Source organism: Shewanella sp. SR1 (assembly GCF_020447145.1).
In the GTDB taxonomy this organism is placed as follows: domain Bacteria; phylum Pseudomonadota; class Gammaproteobacteria; order Enterobacterales; family Shewanellaceae; genus Shewanella; species Shewanella baltica.
Map to the genome: position 1 here is coordinate 43,545 of NZ_JAJAEF010000010.1, position 17,436 is coordinate 60,980.

The 17,436-nt window shown below is 47.4% G+C and carries 16 protein-coding genes; 8 read left to right on the forward strand and 8 right to left on the reverse strand.

Translation table 11 applies throughout. The features are described 5' to 3' along the window. Window positions 1-67: 67 nt before the first annotated feature. Window positions 68-2,056: a S9 family peptidase gene (locus KV201_RS11310; protein ID WP_226059368.1), complete on the forward strand. Its 1,989-nt coding sequence runs from the start codon at window positions 68-70 to the stop codon at window positions 2,054-2,056. A 270-nt stretch (window positions 2,057-2,326) separates the two neighbouring features. Then, on the forward strand, window positions 2,327-2,977 hold the full coding sequence (gene folE / locus KV201_RS11315) for a GTP cyclohydrolase I FolE (protein ID WP_006079864.1): 651 nt from the start codon (window positions 2,327-2,329) through the stop codon (window positions 2,975-2,977). Window positions 2,978-3,205: 228 nt separating this feature from the next. Here the strand turns inward: folE and pyrE are convergent, their stop codons facing one another. Then, the gene (gene pyrE, locus KV201_RS11320) at window positions 3,206-3,847 is read right to left on the reverse strand and encodes an orotate phosphoribosyltransferase (RefSeq protein WP_011845601.1); all 642 of its coding nucleotides are present in this window, start codon (window positions 3,845-3,847) and stop codon (window positions 3,206-3,208) included. A gap of 176 nt (window positions 3,848-4,023) precedes the next feature. Next, a complete protein-coding gene (rph, locus tag KV201_RS11325) occupies window positions 4,024-4,737 on the reverse strand; it encodes a ribonuclease PH (protein WP_006079862.1) in 714 nt (237 codons plus the stop codon). Between the two features lie 537 nt (window positions 4,738-5,274). Between rph and KV201_RS11330 the strand changes: the two genes are divergently transcribed. Continuing rightward, on the forward strand, window positions 5,275-6,138 hold the full coding sequence (locus tag KV201_RS11330) for a YicC/YloC family endoribonuclease (RefSeq protein ID WP_006086670.1): 864 nt from the start codon (window positions 5,275-5,277) through the stop codon (window positions 6,136-6,138). A 148-nt stretch (window positions 6,139-6,286) separates the two neighbouring features. Here the strand turns inward: KV201_RS11330 and yjjG are convergent, their stop codons facing one another. Beyond that, window positions 6,287-6,967 (reverse strand): pyrimidine 5'-nucleotidase, encoded by a 681-nt coding sequence (gene yjjG / locus KV201_RS11335; protein ID WP_226059369.1) that lies wholly within the window; start codon window positions 6,965-6,967, stop codon window positions 6,287-6,289. A gap of 296 nt (window positions 6,968-7,263) precedes the next feature. Here yjjG and KV201_RS11340 point away from each other — a divergent pair, with 296 nt between their 5' ends. Beyond that, a complete protein-coding gene (locus tag KV201_RS11340; RefSeq protein ID WP_226059370.1) occupies window positions 7,264-8,148 on the forward strand; it encodes a LysR family transcriptional regulator in 885 nt (294 codons plus the stop codon). A gap of 162 nt (window positions 8,149-8,310) precedes the next feature. Here the strand turns inward: KV201_RS11340 and tnpA are convergent, their stop codons facing one another. Beyond that, window positions 8,311-8,748 (reverse strand): IS200/IS605 family transposase, encoded by a 438-nt coding sequence (gene tnpA / locus KV201_RS11345; RefSeq protein ID WP_226059371.1) that lies wholly within the window; start codon window positions 8,746-8,748, stop codon window positions 8,311-8,313. 121 nt (window positions 8,749-8,869) lie between these two features. Here tnpA and KV201_RS11350 point away from each other — a divergent pair, with 121 nt between their 5' ends. Then, entirely contained in the window at window positions 8,870-9,640 is a 771-nt protein-coding gene (locus tag KV201_RS11350) for an HNH endonuclease (protein ID WP_226059372.1), read from the forward strand. Window positions 9,641-9,857: 217 nt separating this feature from the next. Continuing rightward, window positions 9,858-10,775, forward strand: coding sequence for a sulfotransferase family protein (locus KV201_RS11355; protein WP_226059373.1), 918 nt, complete (start codon window positions 9,858-9,860; stop codon window positions 10,773-10,775). Between the two features lie 9 nt (window positions 10,776-10,784). Here the strand turns inward: KV201_RS11355 and KV201_RS11360 are convergent, their stop codons facing one another. The 4 genes from KV201_RS11360 to KV201_RS11375 form a co-directional block, all read right to left on the reverse strand. Beyond that, window positions 10,785-12,203, reverse strand: a complete 1,419-nt coding sequence (locus KV201_RS11360; protein ID WP_226059374.1) for an MFS transporter — start codon at window positions 12,201-12,203, stop codon at window positions 10,785-10,787. Window positions 12,204-12,399: 196 nt separating this feature from the next. Continuing rightward, window positions 12,400-13,464 carry a phosphotransferase enzyme family protein gene (locus KV201_RS11365; protein ID WP_226059375.1) on the reverse strand — a complete coding sequence of 355 codons (1,065 nt, stop codon included), beginning with the start codon at window positions 13,462-13,464 and terminating at the stop codon, window positions 12,400-12,402. Further along, window positions 13,457-14,329, reverse strand: a complete 873-nt coding sequence (locus KV201_RS11370) for an NTP transferase domain-containing protein (protein WP_226059376.1) — start codon at window positions 14,327-14,329, stop codon at window positions 13,457-13,459. Before KV201_RS11370 ends, KV201_RS11365 begins: the two co-directional genes overlap by 8 nt. Window positions 14,330-14,533: 204 nt before the next feature. Beyond that, window positions 14,534-16,180: a hypothetical protein gene (locus KV201_RS11375; RefSeq protein ID WP_226059377.1), complete on the reverse strand. Its 1,647-nt coding sequence runs from the start codon at window positions 16,178-16,180 to the stop codon at window positions 14,534-14,536. Window positions 16,181-16,432: 252 nt separating this feature from the next. Between KV201_RS11375 and gmk the strand changes: the two genes are divergently transcribed. Together gmk and rpoZ are read left to right on the forward strand one after the other, a co-directional pair. Then, window positions 16,433-17,065, forward strand: a complete 633-nt coding sequence (gene gmk, locus KV201_RS11380; protein WP_006079843.1) for a guanylate kinase — start codon at window positions 16,433-16,435, stop codon at window positions 17,063-17,065. A gap of 49 nt (window positions 17,066-17,114) precedes the next feature. Beyond that, window positions 17,115-17,393 carry a DNA-directed RNA polymerase subunit omega gene (gene rpoZ, locus KV201_RS11385; RefSeq protein ID WP_006079841.1) on the forward strand — a complete coding sequence of 93 codons (279 nt, stop codon included), beginning with the start codon at window positions 17,115-17,117 and terminating at the stop codon, window positions 17,391-17,393. The last annotated feature ends 43 nt before the right edge of the window (window positions 17,394-17,436 follow it).

Below are 17,436 nucleotides of genomic sequence, written 5' to 3' on the forward strand. Positions count from 1 at the left end.
ATCTTTTGTTTTATCCTCGGAAAACATTTTAAGAACAAAAAACACAATGATTTTACAAGGATGTCAGATGAAACCCTTCCGATTAGCCACTTTGGCTACGCTCTGCTTGCCAATGCTCCCTATAGCAACTTTTGCTGCAACTCCGACAACCACCAGTGCACTATCACAGGCACAATTATTCAGCAAAGGTGATGAGTACTCTGATGTAAAAATATCTCCTACTGGCAAATACTTAAGTGCAATCACGAGTGTCGAGGGTAAAAATGTTCTCTTAGTCTTAGACACCCAAACCAAAAAGCTCCTTAATGCGATAAGCTTCCCCGGTAATGCTCAAGTTGGTAACTATGAATGGGCCAATAGTGAGCGATTGGTACTGGCAAAAGAATACCTAAAAGGCTGGCAAGACACCCCCATCTACTATGGAGAATTATTGGCCGTAAATGCAGATGGTTCACGAAAGGCTTATCTCTTCGGCTTCGATAGTGGTGAGCAACAAACAGGTTCAAATATCAAGAAAAACACCCCTATGCGGGCGAGCGCATTTATTCTCGATCCTCTACCAGATGATGAACGCTACATGCTAGTTAACGCCATTCCATGGAACGATAGGATCAATCTGGATGTGGAACTGTTACAAGATGTCTATCGCGTAGACTTATTTAATGGAACGCGTAAACGCATCGCAGGCTCACCCATCGGCCAAGCCCGCTTTATGACAGACCATCAAGGGGAAGTTCGCTTCGTTGCCGGTGAGGACAGTAAAAACATCACTAAAGTGTTCTACCGCAAAGACGGTAACTGGGTAAATACCGATAAACTCAATCTAGGTCTTGCTGATTTTAAACCACTCTCCTTTGCCGATGATAAAAATACGATTTATGCGGCGGGACGCTCCCAAGGTGAAACCTTAGGGGTGTATAAAATTAATCTCGAAACGGGTGATAAAACTGAAATAATTCAGGATGAAAACGTTGACCCCAGTAACTTTTGGATTAACGGTACCAATAAACAACTTTACGCCGTCGAGTTTGAAAATGGCTACCCAAGTTATGCCTTCGTCGATAATGAGGATTCACACGCTAAATTGCTAAAAGATCTGCTTGGTGCTCTCCCTGGCCATCAAGTCCGAATTGTTAGCGAAACCCGAGATGCAGACAAACTCGTTGTACTTGCATTTAATGATCGTAATCCTGGTGATTACTACATATTTGATACAAAAAAACTGAAACTTGAATATCTAGTCGCCGCAAAGAAATGGCTCGACCCGGAGCAAATGGCTGAGGTAAAACCCATCAGTTTCACCAGCCGTGATGGTAAAAAACTCCATGGATATCTAACTCTCCCCTTTGGAAAAGAAGCTAAAAATCTGCCCTTAGTCGTCAATCCACACGGTGGCCCATACGGTATCCGTAACTGGTGGGGCTTTGACCCGCAAAACCAATATCTAGCGAGCCAAGGCATAGCCGTTCTACAAGTCAACTTCCGTGGATCGGGCGGGTATGGCGATGAATTTGAACGTGCAGGTTATCAAAAATGGGGCTCAGATATACAACACGATATCATCGACGGTACCCAATATGTCATTGACCAAGGTTTCGCCGATAAGGAGCGTATCTGTATCGTTGGCGGCAGTTTTGGTGGTTACAGCGCCTTGCAGAGCGCCGTACTTGCTCCAGATATGTTTAAATGCGCCATAGGTGTAGCTGGCGTATATGATCTTGAATTGATGTTTAATGAAGGCGATGTTGCCAGTAGACGCTCAGGCACTAGCTACCTCAAAGAAGTTCTTGGCCAAGATAAAGCGGTACTCAAAGCAATGTCACCTTCTGAAAACGTCGATAAACTCAAAGCAAACATACTATTGGTGCATGGTGGTGAAGATGAGCGAGCGCCAATTGAGCAACTCGAATCCCTCGAGAAGGGCCTAAAAGCTCACAATTATCCTTACCAAAAACTGGTAATGGACAATGAAGGACACGGTTTTTATAACGATGAGCATAGAGCGAAATACTATGAACAAATGCTCAGCTTCCTAAAAGCCAATCTAAAACTTTAGGATTTACTCAAACTTGCCGTCACTGCCAGTCTAAACTCGATTGGCAGTGGCTGATTTAAAGCCGATATCCGATAAGGACTATCGGCTTTTTCATGTGGCCCATGAGCGTTTTTCGGTATGAATTATCTGCAATTCGCGTTATCCTCCTCCCCCTATTCTTGCCCTAGCGAGAATAACAATAATTTGTATCTGATGCTGAACAGCCCAAGTACCACTCGATGCTCAGCATAGGTTTTCTGTTATAGCCGCTACGACGTAGTGGAGGATAAGATGGCATTAAGTGAAGCAGCAGTAAAAGTACAAGCCGCGTTATTAGAACGTGGACTTGAAACCCCAATGCTCCCAAGCGTTTACAGCAGTGAAGAACGTAAAGACAAGATTGAACATCATATGAAAGAAATCCTGACATTAATGTCATTGGATTTGTCAGATGATAGCCTTGCCGATACGCCGCGCCGCATTGCTAAAATGTACGTCGATGAAATCTTCTCCGGCTTAGATTATGCTAACTTCCCTAAGATCACGGTTATCGACAATAAGATGGGCTTCGATGAAATGGTGCGAGTGCAAGACATTAGCCTCACCAGCACCTGCGAACACCATTTAGTGACGATCGATGGTACTGCGACCATAGCTTATCTACCACGCAAAAAAATCATTGGTTTATCAAAGATTAATCGCATCGTGCGTTTCTTTGCCCAACGTCCACAGGTGCAAGAGCGTTTGACTCAGCAAGTGTTAGTCGCGCTACAAACCTTGCTCGAAACCAAAGACGTTGCGGTTAAAATGGATGCTGTGCATTACTGCGTAAAATCCCGTGGCGTGATGGACTCAACCAGTTCAACCACTACCACAGCACTGGGCGGCATTTTCAAGTCTAACCCTGCGACCCGCGCCGAGTTTTTGCACCAGTCTAAATAAATGTATTGAAGCGTAACGTGATTTAAAGCGTGCCTAAATCAATAGCAATCAATACCACTCAACAAAAAAACGCTGCGATTCCTTCTATAGAATCGCAGCGTTTTTTTGTTTTCATACCAACCCAATCAAACCCTTCTCGGTCTAGATTAAGGTCATTACTGGCTGATTAACTGATTTCACAAAGTTAGTGATCGCTACTTGATCAATACCAGCGGCTAAGCACTCAATTTAAATGCCGTATTGCTCGCGGTACTGGCTCACGGCGGCAAGTTGCACTTCCATTCCAGGCTTTTCTGATAAATAGCTAATGAGGTCGGCAAGTTTAATGATCGCCACTATGCCACAGCCAAAATCACGCTCAACCTCTTGAATAGCCGATAACTCGCCCTTGCCTTTCTCTTGTCTATCTAAGGCGATCAACACACCGGCTAATTGTGCTTTATGGGCTTCGATGATTTCCATAGACTCACGAATTGCAGTACCGGCAGTGATCACGTCGTCTACCAACATAACGCGGCCTTTCAGCTCGCTACCAACTAAGCTGCCACCTTCGCCGTGATCTTTTTTCTCTTTGCGGTTAAAGCAGTAAGGAATATCGATATCGTGGTGTTCACACAGGGCAACCGCCGTAGTGGTCGCAATCGGAATACCTTTGTAAGCTGGGCCAAATAGCAAATCGAAATCAATGCCTGAATCCACTAATGCAGCGGCATAGAAACGGCCTAAACGTGCTAGATCGCGGCCAGTATTGAACAAACCCGCATTGAAGAAATAAGGACTGATACGACCCGATTTAAGGGTAAATTCGCCAAATCGCAACACCTGACGTTCTAAGGCAAATTCAATAAACTCACGTTGATAGGCTTTCACAATATCTCCTTACGGCTTTGTCTTTTATTGGTTTTTATTAGGTAATGTTTTATTGGGCAACATTTAATTCGGTACAGGGCTTGTCTAACACTAGCATCTTGCTGCAGATAAAAAGTTGCAGCTAATAAAAAGCCCCGCACTCTATAACATGACGGGGCTTGTTCATCACCACACTATTAGTTCAGTGCGGCTTTCTGCACATCGACGATTTCACGAATACTGTTCTTCGCCAATGCCAACAGTTCGAGTAATTCTTCGTGGCTGAACGGCTCGCCTTCGGCGGTGCCTTGAATTTCAATGATCTTGCCCGTTTCCGTCATCACCACGTTCATGTCAGTTTCAGCGGCGCTGTCTTCGATATATTCTAAATCGCTTATCGCTTCACCCTTATAAATACCGACGCTGACAGCAGCGATAAGGAATTTCAGCGGGTTAGATTTAATGATGCCTTTACCGCGCGCCCAGTTCAGCGCATCCACTAAGGCCACACAAGCGCCAGTGATAGACGCGGTGCGCGTGCCACCGTCAGCTTGGATCACATCACAATCGATCACGATAGTGTTTTCGCCTAGGGCTTTCATATCCACACAAGCGCGCAGAGCACGACCGATAAGACGTTGAATTTCTTGCGTACGGCCAGATTGCTTACCGCGAGCGGCTTCACGATCCATACGGCTATGGGTCGAACGTGGCAACATGCCGTATTCCGCCGTCACCCAGCCTTGACCCTGACCTTTAAGGAAACGTGGCACACCTTCAGTAAAACTGGCGGTACAAAGCACTTTCGTTTCGCCAAATTCCACTAACACAGAACCTTCGGCATGGGCCGTAAACTGGCGAGTGATAGTGATGGGACGAGTTTGTGCTGGCGTTCTGTTACTTGGACGCATGCGAGATTCCTGTATTCTGAGTCATTGACCGATTTTGGCTGCATATTATAAGGGCTTGAGCCTTAGGATGCCATGCTTAGGGTGATTCTCTGGCAAACTCATCACACTCAAACGCCTAATCCGTGTCCTTATACCCAAACAACCTGAAGATGCAGAATTCAGCGGGAGTTTAACGCACTTTAGGCAAGGCCATTTATTGCTCCTGCATAAATGGCATTCACGCCATCCATGGCGATTGCGGTTATTTGCGGACCTAGTGGACTAAGTTAAAAATAACCAACGCAGCATAAAGTGCGTTACCCCGTGGTTAACATCAGCCGCCGGGACGGAGCGCCTAGGGCACTTCACTTCCGTGTTGCATCAATTCAAAAGGTAGCCGACATTATGTCATTGCTGCGCATTGAATTGCAGCACTCTAGGCGCTCTGAAACTCGTATCTTCAGGCAGCTTGGGTATATTTGCTGTATGCCTTTAATCCTAAAGCCATTGACTCTATAATCGCCTCTCATTATGACGATTAAACCATTAGGACAACCCATGATCCAAAGCATGACAGCCTACGCTCGCATCGAGCACAAAGCACAATGGGGCACTGCCTCCTGGGAAATTCGCTCAGTCAATCAACGCTATCTCGAAACTTACCTACGTTTACCCGAGCAATTCCGCAGTTTCGAACCCGTACTGCGCGACCGCCTACGTAAACGCTTAAGCCGCGGTAAAGTCGAAGTCAATCTGCGCTACGAACTGGCAGACAACAGCAATAACGAGCTGCAGTTGAATCAAGCGCTAGCAAAACAGCTATTAGGCGCCGCCACTTGGCTCAAGCAAGAAGCGGGACAAGGCGATGTCAATCTGACCGACATCCTTCGCTGGCCGGGCGTGCTAGCAAGCGGTGAACAAGATATGGATGCCATCGGCGCCGATCTGATGACAGCCTTCGATTCAGCCATAGATCAATTCATCGAAGCCCGTGGCCGTGAAGGCGAAGCCATCAAAGACATGCTGCTAAGCCGCTTAGATGGCGTGAGCGAGCAAATCGCCGTCGTACGCGAGCACATGCCAACGGTGATGCTATATCAACGCGAAAAGCTCACCAACCGCCTTGCGGAAATCAAAGGTGAACTCGACCCAGCCCGCATCGAGCAAGAAATGGTGCTACTGGCACAGAAACAAGATGTAGCTGAAGAAATGGATCGCCTCGAAGCCCATGTCGCCGAAGCCCGCCGCATCCTCAAAAAAGGCGGCAGCGAAGGTCGTCGTTTAGATTTTATGATGCAGGAATTCAACCGCGAATCGAACACACTCGCCTCTAAATCGATCAGCACTGAAATCACCTCTGCCGCAGTGGAACTTAAAGTTCTTATCGAGCAAATGCGCGAGCAGATCCAAAACGTTGAGTAATGATATTTAACACGTTTTAGATACCAAAAAGCCCTTAATGTAAGGGCTTTTTGTATTTTATGGCACTGAGGGAATATCAGTTAAAGCACTCACTCTGATTCACTAATATCGAGTGCGAAGTGCTGAGCTAGACTTAGTGAACAATCCTTTACGGTAACAGGATTTTTTGCAGCTCTTGGTGCGAGCCCACTTGATAGTGCGGGACGATACCGGCGGGTACGTCGTGGCCGTGGACGTTATACCAACAAGTATGAATACCGGCGTTGATACCGCCTTGAATATCTGAATGCGGGTTATCACCGACCATGAGCACAGCATCGCGCTCAGGATGGCCCATGAGTTCGAAGGCGTGCTCGAAGATACCCACATCGGGTTTGGCTATGCCGACTTTTTCTGAAATCACTAAAATATCAAAATGATGCTGCAAGCCTGTACGTTCTAATCGCACGGTTTGTAGCTCAGTAAAACCGTTGGTGATGATGCCTAGTTTAGCTTTACCTTGCAGCGCGGCTAATAACTCGCGGGCACCGGGTAGCGGCGAACAAATTTCGGCCATTGCTGATAAAAATGCACTATTGAGCGTCATGGCCGTGACAGATAATTTGGCTGCCCAAGGCTCGAAACGTATGGTCTGCAACTCGGCGGCAGTTATCTTGCCATCTTGATAATCAACCCAAAGTGGTTTGTTAACTAACTGATACTCGTCAAAATCCGCTTGGGTAAAATCGACCCCAAACTCACTGAACATCAACTTAAGCCCTTTTAAAGCATCGAAATAAAATAGGGTTTCATCGGCATCGAACAAAATCCATTGGTAAGGCAAGGACATAAGAACTCTCTTTCTGACAAAATAGCTAAGACCCATCCCCATGCCGTTCAGTGGCATCGAGAATGGTACATCGGCGATTGCGGCAATGCTGTGGCTAGCTGCCTAGCAGTAATCAAGATAAGCGATAAACATGAGCGATGAGCCCGAAAATAACTAGGCTTCACAGTCGACACCCGCAATCAGCAAGTGCATTAGTCTACCTTGCATCAAGGGCGATGATAACCACGATAATAAAAACTGACTGTTGAGGTATCATCAACAATAATTGCAGGGGAACGCGATAATCTAAGGACACCATGGAACACTTTTCGGCACTACCTATCTTTGTCACTGTAGTGGAATGCGGTAGCTTTTCGCAGGCAAGTCAAAAGCTTGGGCTGAGTAAATCGGCAGTGAGTAAACGCATTACCCTATTAGAACAAAGTCTGGGTATTCAACTTTTGCACCGTACCACTCGCAGCTTAAGTCTTACCGAGGCAGGCGCCCGCTACTTCGACTACGTTCGCCCTGCAGTTAAACTCGCAGAGGAAGGATTGGACGCTATTTCCGAGCTACAACAAGCGCCTCAGGGCAGTCTGCGCATCGCGGTTCCTATGGTATTTGGCCGCTTGCATATCGCCCCTTTGATCCCCGAGTTTCTGCGCCGCTACCCGAAAATACAGCTGCAAATGCAGATGGATGATAAGACCACCGATTTAATTGCTGGCGGATTCGATCTGGCGATTCGCATCGGCGAACTGCCAGATTCGAGCCTGATTGCCCGTAAAATTGCCCCTTGTTTAAGTGTCATTTGCGCCTCACCCGAATATCTCGCTCGCCACGCTGCGCCACAAACGCCGCAGCAACTCAGCCAACATAACTGTTTGTTCTACTCATATTTTCGTGATGGTGTTGAATGGACCTTCTTAAGCCCGCAGGGTCCCACTCGCATTCAGCCGAACGGTAACTACCAAGTCAACAATAGTGATGCCATTCACCAAGCCACACTCGATGGTTTAGGCATAGCCAACCTGCCCCGTTTCATGGTCGACACCGACTTACAAACAGGCCGCCTACAAGCCTTGCTCGCAGACCATCCCCTCCCCGAACATGGCATTTATGCGGTTTATCCGCAGCGGAAATATTTGCCGACTAAGGTGAGTGTATTGATCGAGTTTTTGATGGAGAAGCTGGCGAATTGAATGAGCCATACAGCAATTATAAATACTACGCCAATCTAAAAATTAATAACTTACTTGAAAAAATCAGCATAATGACTTTAAGAAAATTAAAGGAGTTAGTAAAGAATCCGCCTTCTTAGAAGGCGGCTTTGATTTGCCCCTGGAAGGGGCTATTCCAAGAACCTACATCATCTGCAACGGCAATTGAGCCTCATGTTCCTGATCTTGTTTATCTTGATGGCGCACATATCGTCTAATGATTTCTTCATTAACCCCTACTGCATCTACAAAATAACCTCTGGCCCAAAAGCTATTGCCCCATAGCTTTTTACGTATATGAGGGAATTTATTGAATAGCCTTATCGCACTTCTTCCTTTCAATACTCCCATCAGCGTTGATACTGACAGCTTCGGCGGGATTATGACTACCAAGTGAACGTGGTCTATCTGAACGTTTAATTCTAAAACCTCACAACCCTTCATATTGCAAAGGATATAAATTGACCTGTATAACTCCTTACCAAGGTTTCCTTTTAAAATTTTAAAACGGTACTTCGGAGTCCAAACAATATGATATTTGCAACGCCAATAAACATGTGATGAACTTCTATAATCGCCCATGCTTTTCGTTTCCTCTTACTTGTGGTGAATAAGAAGTCTCTTTTAGCATGGGCGTAATTCAGGCTATAGCCTCAAGGAACAATCACCACCGCCAGAGGCGGTGGTTTTGGGATAGCAATAAATGAAAAGTAGGGGCTGGAATAGGGCAGAGTTACTCATAGCCTTTCATCTATACAATCAGATGCCTTTCGGGAAGATCAGTTCACGTAATCCGGATATTATTGCGGTCGCTAAAAAGTTAGAACGGACGCCTTCGGCGCTTTCGATGAAAATGGCTAATATTGCGAGCTGCGATCCGAGTATTACGAACTCTGGGCGTAGTGGCCTTAAAGGTGCATCCTTGGCAGATAAAGCAATGTGGGCGGAAATGGTTGCTGACTGGGAGACCTTTTATATAAATAGTAGTAAGGCTTATGCCTCCATTAGCAGTACGGCTGAATTAACCGACATTTTAGCGATAAATGTTTCAGACTCAACTGATTACACTGCTGAAGACCGTTATGCTCAAACTAAAACACGTATAGGCCAACAGCAATTTCGTCAATCAGTATTGAGTGCATACGACTATCACTGCTGTATCACTGGACTCAATCAAGAAACCCTGTTGATTGCTAGCCACATTGTTCCGTGGCGTATACAAACCTCACAACGTCTAAATCCCACGAACGGTTTATGTCTTTCAAGTATCCATGACCGTGCATTTGATCAAGGGCTTATCACTTTCAATACTCACTTAGAACTCATACTTTCGAGCAAGCTCAATATAAAGTCCTGTCTCTTTGCTAAAAACAGCTTTGAACCATATGAGGGTAAAACAATTACATTGCCGACAAAATTTGCCCCAAACCCAGAGTTTTTAAATTTTCATCGAGAAACCATTTTCATCAATTAATGGCGAACAATAATCCAGCTAAAGTGTGATACCGTGAATATAAAACTTCGTAACCATTGCCAAGGCATTATGGTGGTTTAAGACACTATTGCTCACCGACAAAGCCTTCGTGCTGAGATATACTGTCGCCGCTGATTTGACACGCCAATGCGAAACGCCGATGTGAAAACTCATTGCTTACACCGCACCACTTGCACACACATTCTGAGCCCAATCTATGCCTGATAATGCCAACAATTCACCTATCACTACTCATGTTCAACCTACTGGCAATGCAAAGCACACTGGTCATTCACAGGTTGCCACGCCAGATGAGATGAATCCTGAACAGTCCAGTACGCTCAGTAGTGAACAGGCAAGTGTAGAAAAACAGAAGGTTTTTATCATAGGCCTACCGCGTACGGGTACGACGAGTGTGAGTGTGGCGTTATTGGAGCAAGGGCTTAAAGTGGCGCACATGGCCTTTACTAAACAGGCGTTTATGTTGGCCGATGCGATTTCTGATGTGCCCTGTTTTAGTGATTATCGGCAGCTTGATGGTCTATTCCCGCAGGCCAAATTTGTCTACCTCGATCGTGAAATGGCGAAGTGGGTGCCTTCAATGCAGATGCTGCTGGGTAAAATGCTGCCGCATTTAGAAGCAAAATCGGGGCGATTCCACCCGATTATGAAACGCAGTTTTCGGCACACGTTTGCAATCGATAAAGTGGCGGATCCCGCAGACGAGGCACATCTTATTGATTGTTATCAAAGGCATCAAAACGAAGTGTTCGCTTACTTTCATGGCCGAGAAGATTTTATCACGCTCGATATAAGCCATGCGGGGAGTTTGAGTCGCTTGCTGCAATTTTTAGGGTTAACCACGGATTGCCCAACCTTAGGCCAAGTGACGGATAGGGCGCTCTCGGACTCTCAAATAAAAAGTGCACCAAACCAGATATCACAGGAAGGAATAAGTCAGGCAAAGGGAAACATTCAGCCACAGAGAGTCAACACCAGCGAGCATGGACTGGATTTCCCTAAATTAAACGCTGGCACACACGTCGCGGCTTGGCATGAATATAAGCATCCTAATAAGGTGAACAGTAATAGCGCTGGCCCGCAAAGCCGTAAGTTTTTCGACTATACGCTTTAGCTGTACGCCCTATTGCTTGCGGCGTTTTACCACAGTGAGCCAATCTAGGCTCACGCCCGAAATGGCATTAAAGCCGCGGATACGGAAAATAAGTTGCAGTAGCTGCGGCCTTGGACGCACTTTAGGTTCGACCGAGCGCGGAATAAACCAGAGTGTCACTAAGGCTCGCAGTACGGTCGAGACTAAAAACACCACGAAGATAGGGCTCGATAACACGCTATCCCAACCCGACCAGACTAAAAAATCCGCCGCATGGGAGGCAATAGTGCCGCCCAATATCGCGCCAACAAATACACAGGCCGCACTCAAGGCTGCTTGCAAAGCGGCGTAGGTCGCAAAGTCACTGCGAAAGGGGCGGATATCATAAAGGTAATTTGCCGTGCTTAAGGTAAAGCCGCTCCACGCCAAGCCAGAGAAAGCTTGGATTGCTAATATATACAAATAGTTATCCGAGAATAGCCACATCAGCGGCAAGCTTGGGATCATACAACTGGTGATGATCATCACTAAACGATTGCCGAATTGATCGCTAAAGCGACCCCAAAATCGCAAGGTGACAAATTGAGTCGCTATCGAGGCCACACTGGCGAATACAAATTCGAGATAAGTAAACTTCAAGCCTTCCAACATGTAAACGGCAAAAAATGGTGCCGAGATCGCCACCATGCCCTGCATACTGGCGACAAATAAACTGTACTGACGAAAAGTTTTATCCTTCCACGCCTCACGAAAATGACCAATCGTCTGCAAAAATACGCCGCGCTGTTTGGGCTCACGCGGATCGGGATCGTGCATCTGCAGCAGTAACCAAGCCGACACAAACCGCCCCATCGCCGCGATAGAAAACAGCAGACTAAAGCCCAGCCACGCCATCTGCATCGAGTCGGTTAAGGTGAGTATGCCGCCGCCAATAAAGAACACACTCAAAGATGCGCCCATAGTGAGCCGAGTGCGCGCGGCGAAGAAAGTGCCTCGGCGCCGTTCGGGAACAATAGAACCCATCCACGCCCGCCAATGGGGTTGAATTAGATTGATAAAGCCATGGTAACCAACGGCTAAAGCGATAAAGATCCACACCGCATGTTCAGGGCCGAAAGCGGCTAACGCGCCCATCGCCAGCACAACACAGGCCTGAAAGGCGGCGCAAAAGACGATAAAAGTTCGGCGGGAGAAATGGCTGGCGAGCCAGACAGATAAAAGCTGGGAGATAGCGCCAAAAAGCTGAGGTAAACCTGTGACAAAGCCCATCTGCGCCAGGCTGGCACCGAGAAAAATAGCGTAGGCGTTGAAGAAGTTATCGCTGGTCGCCGTCATCATAGACGAGGCAACCGCCTCCTGCTGCGAGCGACACAGGGTACATCTTAACCAAGAGTTACGTTCGCTGCGCCGTGAACAAGTGACTAACGGCTGCGCCACAGGTGAATCCATACCAAGCAGAAATCCATATAATATTAAGGGATATTGCTCGATTATGTCGGATGAAATGCCATCTGCCTAGAACTTATAACAATCGTATTAAAGCAATCGTATTAAAGCAAAACGCCCAAAGCAAAGCCTTGGGCGTTTTGTTTATCAGTGCATTAGATCTAGAAACTGGCGCAATCACCAAGATCCATATCCTGACTTAGAAATGGGCTTTAAGTACCGTTTCTTGGTCGAGCAAGCTTTGGTACAAGGTAAACTGATTGGCGGCGCGGTCCAGATTATGGCCTTCGCGGTGAATATGGAAATACACATCACCGTTAAGGTAATCCGTTAAAAAACGCACGCCTATCATCAAACAAATCACCCGCGCACCGAGCCACAGACTGCGTTTTTCGTCTTCCGTTAAGACATCACCCAACTCGCTCAAGTAGCCACGGCAAATCGCGGCGAAGATATCTTGGCGCACTTGAACTTTATCCAAGGCCGTAGAGTCTTCTTCCTCTGGTGAGCAGAAAGTGCGAACCATGTCGCCGAAGTCATACATCAGATGACCTTTCATGCAGGTATCTAAATCGATAATCGCCATACTGGACATGTCGCGTTTATCGAAAAGCATATTATTGATTTTAGTGTCGTTATGACAAATTCGCAGCGGCAGCTTTGGCGATATTTCCGCGAGTTCATCCAGCAAAGCCTGCTGAGATAACGCGTAATCGACCCAATGACGGCAAAGATCTAAACGGTGTTGGCTATCGAGTTCGGCGGCCTGTTGCAACAAAGCCATGCGTCCCGGTAAATGGTGAAATTGAGGGATCACATCTTCGAGCTGAGTTGCATCAAAGTCACTCAGGGCTGAAGCAAAGTGACCAAAGGCCTTAGCCGCCATCTCTGCTTCTTGTTCCGACTTAACCACTTCAATACTGAGACTATGGGGCAAGTAACTGATCGCGCGCCAAAATCCTTGTTCGCCTAAATCGATAGCCAATTCACCCTCTTGGGTTAAACAAGGGCTAACGACTTTCAGGCCGTATTGTAGCTGCAACGACTTAGCGCATAAATGATGGCTAATTTTATCGGCATTGCTAACCAAAGCGTTGGGCGTTTTAAATACCTCAGTATTAATTCGCTGTAATACTAATTCGCCCGCAGGCCAGCGCACCAACAGGGTGTCATTAATGTGGCCATTACCGAGGGCAGAAATTTTTGCCTCGGCGGCTTCAATACCAAAATGAGGCAACACTGACTGCCTGATGAGTTTAATCACTCAATAACTCCGTTAATTTTTGTTTTACCCAGACAGTGTCCTGCGGATAAGTCACGCCGAGCCAAGGCTCACAGGCAACATCGACATAGACAGGCAAACCTTGCTCAATGCCCGCTTGTACTATGGCGGGCAAGTAACATTCAGACTTAGGTTGTTGACCCTGTTGCCCGATAAATTCGGTTAATTCACGTTTAATAACATCAAATATGCTTGGGGAGAAGCCCCAGCATGTCATAGAAACCAAGGACTCGGGCGGCAAACTCGCATGCCCCTGTGGGCCATCACCCACCAATTGCCCACCTTGCTCGGCGATATTGAGCCATTCGGCAACCGATTTAAGCTGACCATTTTCCACCTGGCACAGACCCCGGTTAACACCGCCGTGCTCCGACAATGTGAGTTCTATGGGATAGGCCACCATCATCCACTCTGTCGGTCTCATGCTTAAGCCTTTGGCTAACGAGGCAAATGCGCTATCACCATAAAAATCATCGGCATTGATAACGGCCATTGGTCCTTTAACGAGATGGCGTGCACTCCACAGTGCATGGGCCGTACCCCAAGGTTTTAGCCTGTGACTGATATCAGCCAGCTGCGCCGCCTCGGGTAAATCCGTTAAGGCTTGATAGCAAAAATGATAGGCAAAATCGGCGGGTAAAAACCGTGTCAGTATCTCAGTTAATTCAGTTTCTAACTCTGGGCGGATCACCAGCACAGCACGCTGAAAGCCACTGCGAATAGCCGACATGATCGATAACACCAACATGGGTTCGCCAGCTGGACCGAGCGCTGCCAATTGCTTATCGCCGCCGAAACGACTACCTAGCCCTGCAGCCATAATGACTAAGGTCAATTCTGTATTCATGCTGGATTGATATATTCAGTTCAAATTTAAAGATGCTTCCCCAAACCGCCGCGCCCAATACCAAGGCATAACGCATTTAAAACGCGGTTTGAGAAAAAGAGGAGCAAAAGTGTAATCTACCCCTCTAATTGTGACTAGCATTTAAGCAGAAATTTTATCGACTTAAGTTGCAGGCCTAAGCTGCGACCTAACTTGCAGTCTAAATCAACGCGCGATGTAATCACCAAAAGTGCGATTCTGTTCCAATATCGCTTGGCTGCCCTTAAGGCTGAACTTATAACCACACAGGCTGATACTGCCACGGCGCGCAAGGTCCACTATGATGGCTTGAGTGTCGAGTGGCGTGAATCGCGCCTCGGTTGCTGAGTCGGCTTTCAAATCCACAGTCACAGGGCGGTAGTCAGTGCCATTGTTAAAGGGCAACAGACTACAGGTTTTATCGCCCTTTGCCGTCGCTAAGGACCACAGATTTTGCGCTTTACCTTTCTCACCGAGCCAACGCATGATCAAGATGTCATCCTCCAGCGCCACAGAAAAGCCGTCCGGTAACGCGAGCGTCACCCGCTCACCCGCATAGGGCGCAATCGCGTTAACCGTTACCACGTCTGCCCCGTCGCCCGTCTCAGCGTCGCCACTTGGCCAAAGGCCCCAAACCAAGGCGAGCAAGACCACAACACCACAACCTATCCCCGCAGGACGCCAATAACGGCGTTCCAGTTTAGGCAGCTTAATCTTAGGCAGTACGAAGAAACGTTTCAGCGGCGCTAAAAACTCGAACAAACCGCGAAACAGCTCGGTCATCGAGCCAGAATCTTTCGCTTCGGCGCGGCGTTGACGCACTTCTTCGGCATGATCTCGATCGTTAAAGCTATCCGGCTCATCATCTTCTTCGGCGGCAAAACGCCAACCCGGTTCTGTACTGCGTTCGGCAGGATCTAATTGGGCCGCGTTAAAGTCGACATGTTTTAAATCAACATTAGCGACATCAACGTCGACTAAATCAATATTGGTCTGTTCGACACGACTGGCGTTAGCGGGGCGAAAATCCGCATGACTGTCGGGCACCACAAAATCGGCAGGATTTTGCGTCATCCGAGTAAGGGCATCAAAACGCAGTTCATCTTGGCGCTGGGCCTCAAGCTCGGCATCCGCCGCGCTCATAGTCGAGGCGACAATAGGTTCTGCAACATTAGATTCAGCAGCAATGGGTTCAGAGGCAATGGGTTCAACATGGGCAGATAAATCCACCTCAGGCTCAGAGGCCGTTGCGGCACTAATGGCCTGCGCATGCGACTGCTCAACATGCGGCTCATGTCGCTCAACTTGAGGCTGCGCTTGAATATGGGCAGTCGATTTGGCTGCCTGTCTTGCGGCAACCTCTTGAGTTTCTATCTCTTTAGCCGCCGCCTTTGGAACGATCGTCGGCTCCACACGGCGCCTAGGCATAGCTTGTGATGTCGGCGCATCCAGCTCAGGGCCGAAATAACCGTAGCGATAATCGACTATGGTTGGCGCAGGTAAACGCCAGCCCCAAAACGTCAGTCCAGCGGCTAACACTAAACTCAAGCCGATCAAGGCAATATGCACATCGGCCGTTAACAGCCAGATGAAAATAAATAAGGGTAATAGGAATACGCCAATCAAGCCTTTTGATTTATCGGCATCGGCCAAACGACGCAAACTGGCGAGCCCTAATAAAGGTAAGCCCAACAATGCCAGTAAATACATCAGGAAATTAGCCCCAAAAGCAGCGGCGGCAAGTGCAATACAGACGTAAACGCCAACACTGATTGCGACAAAGCGGGGACGAGAATCACGCCCGTGAAGGCAGAAAAGAGATTTTAACAGCACGACCCTTCCTTTATTGTTGTAAAAACGAGATACAAAAAGACACTCATTGCCTTATTCGCACGAGCGTAACCAATTTACCCGCAATTGTCAGTGCCTACGACCCTAGTCGGATAAAAATGCGCATAATATCGAAGTAAATCTAAAATAGGCTTAAATTGCTGGCCTACAAGCCCTAGTATTTCTATGGTCAAAATCGGTATAATGCTCGGCTTTCTGGGCCCTTCTTGCGTTAACCAATTGGATATTTAGCTCATGACCGCACGCGGAAATTTATTTATTGTGTCGGCGCCAAGTGGCGCAGGTAAATCCTCGCTGATCTCGGCCTTGCTTAAAGACAAGCCCGCTGACATGCAGGTTTCGGTATCACATACCACCCGCGCGCCACGCCCAGGTGAAGTCGATGGTCAGCACTATCACTTCGTTAATGTTGAACAATTCAAAGCGTTAATTGCTGAAAATGCCTTTTTTGAATGGGCAGAAGTGTTCGGCAATTACTATGGTACCTCGCGCCATGTGATTGAGCATACGCTCACCCAAGGTATCGATGTTTTCCTCGATATCGACTGGCAAGGTGCTGAGCAAGTTAAAGCTGTGATGCCCGATGCCGTTGGTGTGTTTATTCTGCCACCCTCGAAAGCCGAGCTAGAACGCCGCCTCACTGGCCGTGGACAAGACAGTAGCGATGTGATCGCCAGCCGTATGGCACAAGCCGTATCGGAAATGTCCCACTATAAAGAATATGATTTTATTATCGTCAACGACGATTTTGACACTGCGTTAGCTGATTTGCGTGCCATCATTCGCAGTCAGCGCTTAACCTGTGCTAGTCAGATCCACGCGCAAAATGATATGCTTAACGATCTGTTGGCAGGCCAACTGTCATAGTGTACAATTTTGCGTCATTTTTTCCCTAGATAAACTGGAGTTTCAACACATGGCTCGCGTAACTGTAGAAGACGCCGTAGAACAAATCGGCAACCGTTTTGATATGATCTTGGTTGCGGCGCGTCGTGCTCGCCAAATCGCCGTGCAGGGTAAAGACCCTATGGTTGAAGAGATGAACGACAAACCAACGGTTATCGCCCTGCGTGAAATCGAACTAGGTTTAGTTAACGCTCACACCTTAGATGCCGATGAGCGTCAAACGGTACGTGAACGTGAAGCAGCTGAAATTGCAGCAGTTTCAGCCATTGCTGAAGGCCGTTCATTATAAGAGTTGTTGAGTAAACACCTGTTTAGGTAAAAGGAGAGCTGCC